The sequence below is a fragment of the Streptomyces sp. FH025 genome (assembly GCF_017427025.1).
In the GTDB taxonomy this organism is placed as follows: Bacteria; Actinomycetota; Actinomycetes; order Streptomycetales; family Streptomycetaceae; genus Kitasatospora.
Genome location: NZ_JAFLNG010000533.1, coordinates 1 through 5,500, shown reverse-complemented (window position 1 = coordinate 5,500; position 5,500 = coordinate 1). Strand labels below are relative to the sequence as shown.

Here is a 5,500-nt window from a genome sequence, read left to right as displayed (position 1 = left end):
GCCCGGCGCCGATACCGGCGCCCGTTCAGAGCCCGATTCAGAGCCCGGCCCAGACTTCGGCCCAGACTTCGGTGCAGGCCCCGCCGGCGCCCGTCCCGTCGACCGTTCCTGCGCCCGGGCCCGGCCCCGGCCCCGTTCCGCCGACCGCGCCCACGCCCGCGCCGAGCCCGTACGGGCAGCAGGCCTACGGGCAGTCGCCCCATGGGCAGCCGGTGTACGGCCAACCCGCCTACGGCCAGGAGCCGTACGGGCAGCAGTCGTACGAGCGGCAGTCGTACGAGCGGCAGGCCTACGGCTCGGGCGAGGCCGAGCAGCCGTCCTACACCCCGCCGGTGATCACCACCGGACCGGTCGCGCCGCTCGCCGGTCTGGCACCGCAGCCGGCCGCACCGGCACCCTTCCCGGCACACGTCCAGTCGGGGGTGCCGGGCGATGAGGAGGGCCAGTACGCGCTCCAGGAACCGATCGTGACGGAGGATCAGATAATCGGGCGGCAGTACCCGCACAACCCCGGGGAGGTGCTCCGTGCGCGGTAGCCCCCTGCACCAGCGCCCGACGGCCGATCCGGCCGCCCTGCCCTGGTCCGCACCCGCACCCGCACCCGCACCGACGCCCGCGCCCGGGCCGGTCGGAGCGCAGCCGCAGCAGTCCCAACAGCCCCAGCCGCAGCAACCCCAGTCGTACTGGTCGGGCCCGGTCGCCCCGGCCCCCGGTGGCGCCGCCGGGCCCACCGCCGTTCCCTCCCAGCTGCCCTCGCTGGACCTGCGCGGCGCCGCCACCCGCCCGGCCGTCGACCCACAGGTCGCGCGGGAGCTCAAGCGCCAGGTCGCGGCCGAACTGCACCAGCAGATCAGCCGGTTGACGGCCGCATCCGGCTCCGAGCCGGACCGCGCCACCCGGCGCCAGCGCGGCCGGGCGCTGATCGAGGAGGCCGTCGCCCGCTGGTCCGACGCCTACGCGCAGACCCACGGCATCCCGCCCACCCGGGAGCAGGACCGCGCCCTCGCCGAGGCCGTCTTCGACCTGCTGTTCCGGGCCGGCCGACTCCAGCCCTACCTGGACGACCCGGAGATCGAGAACATCCTGATCAACGGCTGCGACGACGTCTGGGTCTCCAAGGTGCACCAACCCCTGCGCCAGGTACCGCCGGTGGCCGACAGTGACGCCGAACTCATCGAGCTGCTCCAGGACCTCGCCCGCCAGCACGGCGGCGGTGAACGCAGCCTGTCCACCGCCAGCCCGACGCTCGCGCTGCGCCTGGAGGGCGGCATGCGCCTCCAGGCGCTGACCGAGGTCACGCCCCGCCCGTACGTGGCGATCCGGCGCCACCGGGTGGCTTCCGCGACCCTCCCCGAGATGGTCGAACTCGGCACCCTGGACGGCACGTTGGCCTCCTTCCTGGCCGCCGCGATCCGGGCCCGGAAGAACGTGATGATCACCGGCACCCAGGGCGTCGGGAAGACCAGCCTGCTGCGCGCGATGGCCGCCGAGATCCCGCCGGACGAGCGGATCGGCACCCTGGAGTCGGAGTTCGAGCTCTGGCTGCACACCCTCGGCCACCTGCGCCAGGTCGTTCCGATGGAGGCCCGCGAGGGCAACGGCGAGCGAGTCGAGGGCCGCCTGGCGGGGGAGTTGACGATCGGCGACCTCATTCCGGCCGCGCTGCGGATGACGCTCTCCCGGATCATCGTCGGCGAGGTCCGCTCCGGCGAGGTCGTCCCGATGCTGCGGGTCATGACCAACGGCGAGGGCGGCTCGATGTGCACCCTGCACGCCCGCGGCCCGCAGATGGTCGTCGACCGCATCGCCGAACTCTGCCTGGAGTACGGCTCGCACATGACCGACTCGCTCGCCTACCGCCTCACCGCCAACGCCCTGGACCTCATCGTGCACGTCTCCATGGTCGACGAGACCGCCGTCGGCGGCCGCCGGCACCGCTTCGTCTCGCACGTGCTGGAGGTCACCGGCCTCGGCGAGAGCGGCCGGCCCGCGCTGAACACCGTCTTCGGCCCCCGGCCGGACCTCGGCGAGCCGCGGGCCGTCCCGCACACCCCGCCGCAGTGCCTGGACGACCTGCGCCGGGCCGGCTTCGACGCCTCGCTGCTCGACTCCCGGTACGGGAGTTGGGCCACCCCCCTGCACCTGCGGATCGGTGGTGGCGCGCGGTGATGCTGCTGTTCGCCCTGTGCGGGCTGGCGGTCGCGGGCGGCCTGGTCGCCCTGGTGGCCTGGGCCCGCGGCAGCGAGCCCGCCGACGAGGAGGAGACCACCCGGCGGGACAACCCGCTGGCCAGCCGCGTCCACGTCTTCTGGTACGGCGCCCCCGGTGCCGCCTCGCTGCGGATGGTGCGGCTGCGCCGCGTCCAGCTGCCGGTCGCGCTCGTCGGCGCCCCGCTGGCCTGGCTGTTCACCGGCATCCCGCTGACCGCGCTGCTGGTACCGCTGGCCGTCTTCGGCCTGCCCTGGCTGTTCGACACCACCCGCCCGGACACCCACCGGATCGAGCGGCTGGAAGCGCTGTCCGAGTGGACCCAGCGGATCGCCGACGTGCTGCTGCTCGGTGTCGGCCTCAACCAGGCCATCGTCACCAGCCGCCGCACCGCCCCCGCCGCCCTGGAGGACGAGATCGGCGAACTGGCCGCCCGGCTCCAGGCCCGCTGGCGGCCCGAGGAGGCACTGCACGCCTTCGCCGACAGCCTGGCCGACGCCACCGCCGACAAGGTGCTCGCCGCCCTGGTGCTGCGCGCCGGGGACAGCGGCCCGGGCCTGGCCCGCACCCTCTCCGACATGGCCGACTCGGTGCGCGAGGAGGTCCGCCAGCGCCGCGCCATCGAGGCCGACCGGGCCAAGCACCGGACCACCATCCGCTGGCTGGTCGGCATCATCGTGCTGGTCGTCACGATCGGCTCCTTCAACACCGAGTACACCCGCCCGTACGGGACGTTCCTCGGTCAGATCGTGCTCGCCGTGGTCGCCGCCCTGTTCGTCGCGATCATCGCCTGGATGCGGGCGCTGGCCGCGCACCCGCCGGTGCCCCGGCTGCTCACGCCGGACCGGCGCAGCAAGGGCGGTCGGCGGCGCGGCCCGGTCGGCGGCGAGGCGGAGCCGGTCGAGCAGCTCGGGGAGGTCCGATGATCTCCCCCTGGTCCGTGCTGGCCGGTGCCGCCGCGGCCGGCGGCGTCGCCCTGCTGATCGCCGAACTGCGGCCCGCACCACCCGACCTGCGCCAGGCGCTGGACCGGCTGCACCGCACCCCCGCCGACCGGCCGCAGGACCCGGACGAGCGGCCGCGCTGGTACGACCGGATCGGCGAACGCTCGCTCACCCTGCGCGGGGTCTCCATCCCGCACCGCGAACTCGCCCTGATCGGCCGTAGCCCGGCCCGGTTCATGGTGCACAAGCTGCTGTTCGCCGCGATCGGCCTGGTGCTGCCCGCCTACCTCGGCGCGATGGCCCTGCTGATGGACGTCGGTCTGCCCTTCGCCCTGCCGCTGGTCGCCGGGCCGCTGCTGGCCGGGCTGCTCTTCTTCGTCCCGGACGCCATCGTGCGCGGCGAGGCCAAGGAGGCGCGCACCGAGTACCTGCACGGCATCGCCGCCTACCTGGAACTCGTCGCGCTGGAGCGGGCCGCCGACTGCGGCCCCGCCGAGGCGCTGCGCCGCGCCGCCTCGGTCGGGCAGGGCACGGTGTTCCGGCGGATCCGCGACGCCCTGGAGCGCGCCGCCACCGACCGGCTCCCGCCCTGGGCCGGACTCGACGCGCTGGCCGCCGAGTTGGGGCTCAGCCCGCTCCAGGACGTGGCCGACATCATGCGGCTCTCCGGCACCGACGGCGCCGCCGTGTACGACACCCTGCGCGCCCGCGCCAAGGGACTGCGCGGCGAACTGCTCGCCGAGGACCTCGCCCGCGCCAACGCCGACAGCGAGCGGATGGTCGCGCCCGGGGCCGCGCTGACCCTGCTGATGACGGTCCTGATCGTCTTTCCCGCGCTCCACCAGATGCTCAACTGAAGCCCGTCCCACAGCAGGAGCAGCACCAGCAGTGCAAGAGCGCCAGAGCAGCAGAGCAAGAGAGCACCAGAGCAAGAGAGCACCAGAGCAAGAGCGGCTGACACCACACCTCACCACCGGAGATCCCGATGACCGTACGACTCGCCCAGTTGGCAGGCCGGGTGCTGCGACCCGTCCTGTTGCCCGTGCAGTTCGCCCTGCTGCTGTTCACACTGCGGCTGGGCCGGCTGCGCGCCGCCCGCGCGCGCGGTGACCGCGGCGCCATCAGCATCGAACTCGCCCTCGCCATCATCGCGCTGGTGTTCGTCGCGGGCGCCGTCGCGACCGCGCTGTACCTGCTGAAGGACAAGGTGGTCACCAAGGTCGAGCAGGACCCGAACCTGCCCGGCGGCGGCGCGGGTGGCGCCACCAAGTGATGCGCCTTCCTCGCCGCCGCGGCGACCGGGGGTCGATGAGCATCAGTCTCGCCATCGTCTTCCCGGTCGTCCTGCTGCTCCTGCTGCTCGTTGTCCAGGCCGCGCTGTGGTGGTACGACCGGCAGGTCGCGCTCACCGCCGCCCGCGAGGGCGTGGACGCCGGGCGGGTGCAGGGGAACGCGACGGACGAGGTGAAGAACGAGGCCGCCCAGCGGCAGGCCCGGGACTTCCTGGACCGGCAGGGCGTGCGCTCCTACCTGGTGCGGACGGACGGCAGCACGCCCGAGACGATCCGGGTCACCGTGGAGCTGACGCCTCCGCTGCTGATCCCCGGGCTCTCGGCGCCCAGCATCCGGCAGTACGCCGAGGCGCCGCGCGAGCGCTTCGTCCCGCCGGTGGTGACGCGGTGAGCCGGGGGTTCCGCGCGCGCCTCCGGTCGCGGTCCCGGCTTTGGTGGCGCCCCCGGCGGCCGGACCGGGGCGGGGTCGCGATCGAGGCGGCGATCGTCGTTCCGCCCGTGGTCGGGCTGGTCCTGCTGGCGATCGCGGCCGGGCGGGTGCAGACCACGGCCGGCACGGTCGAGGCCGCCGCCCGCGCCGGTGCCAGGACCGCCTCGCTGCAGCGCAGCGTCGACGGGATGGACCAACCCGCCGCGGACTCCGCCCGGGCGACGCTGAACCAGCAGGGCGTCTCCTGCCGGAACGGCGACGTACGGGTGCGCAAGGGCGAGTTGGACCTGCCGGGCGGGCCGGTCGCGACCGTCACCGTCACCGTGGTCTGCGACGTCGAACTCGTCGACCTGCTGGGCGGACCGGCCGGGCTGCCCGTGACGAAGCACCTCGTCGGAGAGTTCACCTCCGTGGTGGACCGCTACCGCGGCACATGACGGCACACATGACGGCAGGTATGACGGCGGGCATGACGGCATACGTGACAGCACACACGACAGAACACGCGACAGAACACGCGACGGCGCGCACGACGGCGCACCGGACACCGCGAGGCCCCCGGCGGGACGGCCGGGGGGATTGGGGACGGCCCGAGCGGGGGAGACGCAAGCGGAGAGCGCTCGGGG

At 74.3% G+C, this 5,500-nt stretch carries 6 protein-coding genes and 1 pseudogene; all 7 read left to right on the top strand.

Translation table 11 applies throughout. From position 1 onward, the window contains the following. Positions 1-536 (top strand): annotated as a pseudogene (locus tag J0670_RS28680) (hypothetical protein); the annotation flags it as partial. After that, a complete protein-coding gene (locus J0670_RS28675) occupies positions 526-2,169 on the top strand; it encodes a CpaF family protein (protein ID WP_207814599.1) in 1,644 nt (547 codons plus the stop codon). The pseudogene J0670_RS28680 and the gene J0670_RS28675, both read left to right, overlap by 11 nt. Further along, positions 2,169-3,134: a type II secretion system F family protein gene (locus J0670_RS28670; RefSeq protein WP_207814598.1), complete on the top strand. Its 966-nt coding sequence runs from the start codon at positions 2,169-2,171 to the stop codon at positions 3,132-3,134. Before J0670_RS28675 ends, J0670_RS28670 begins: the two co-directional genes overlap by 1 nt. Then, positions 3,131-4,009 carry a hypothetical protein gene (locus J0670_RS28665; RefSeq protein WP_207814597.1) on the top strand — a complete coding sequence of 293 codons (879 nt, stop codon included), beginning with the start codon at positions 3,131-3,133 and terminating at the stop codon, positions 4,007-4,009. Before J0670_RS28670 ends, J0670_RS28665 begins: the two co-directional genes overlap by 4 nt. 128 nt (positions 4,010-4,137) lie before the next feature. Further along, positions 4,138-4,425: a hypothetical protein gene (locus J0670_RS28660; RefSeq protein WP_207814596.1), complete on the top strand. Its 288-nt coding sequence runs from the start codon at positions 4,138-4,140 to the stop codon at positions 4,423-4,425. 35 nt (positions 4,426-4,460) lie between these two features. Next, positions 4,461-4,835 (top strand): TadE/TadG family type IV pilus assembly protein, encoded by a 375-nt coding sequence (locus J0670_RS28655; protein ID WP_243437655.1) that lies wholly within the window; start codon positions 4,461-4,463, stop codon positions 4,833-4,835. After that, complete coding sequence (locus J0670_RS28650; protein WP_307806738.1) at positions 4,832-5,311, top strand: TadE/TadG family type IV pilus assembly protein; 480 nt, start codon at positions 4,832-4,834, stop codon at positions 5,309-5,311. Before J0670_RS28655 ends, J0670_RS28650 begins: the two co-directional genes overlap by 4 nt. Positions 5,312-5,500 lie beyond the last annotated feature (189 nt).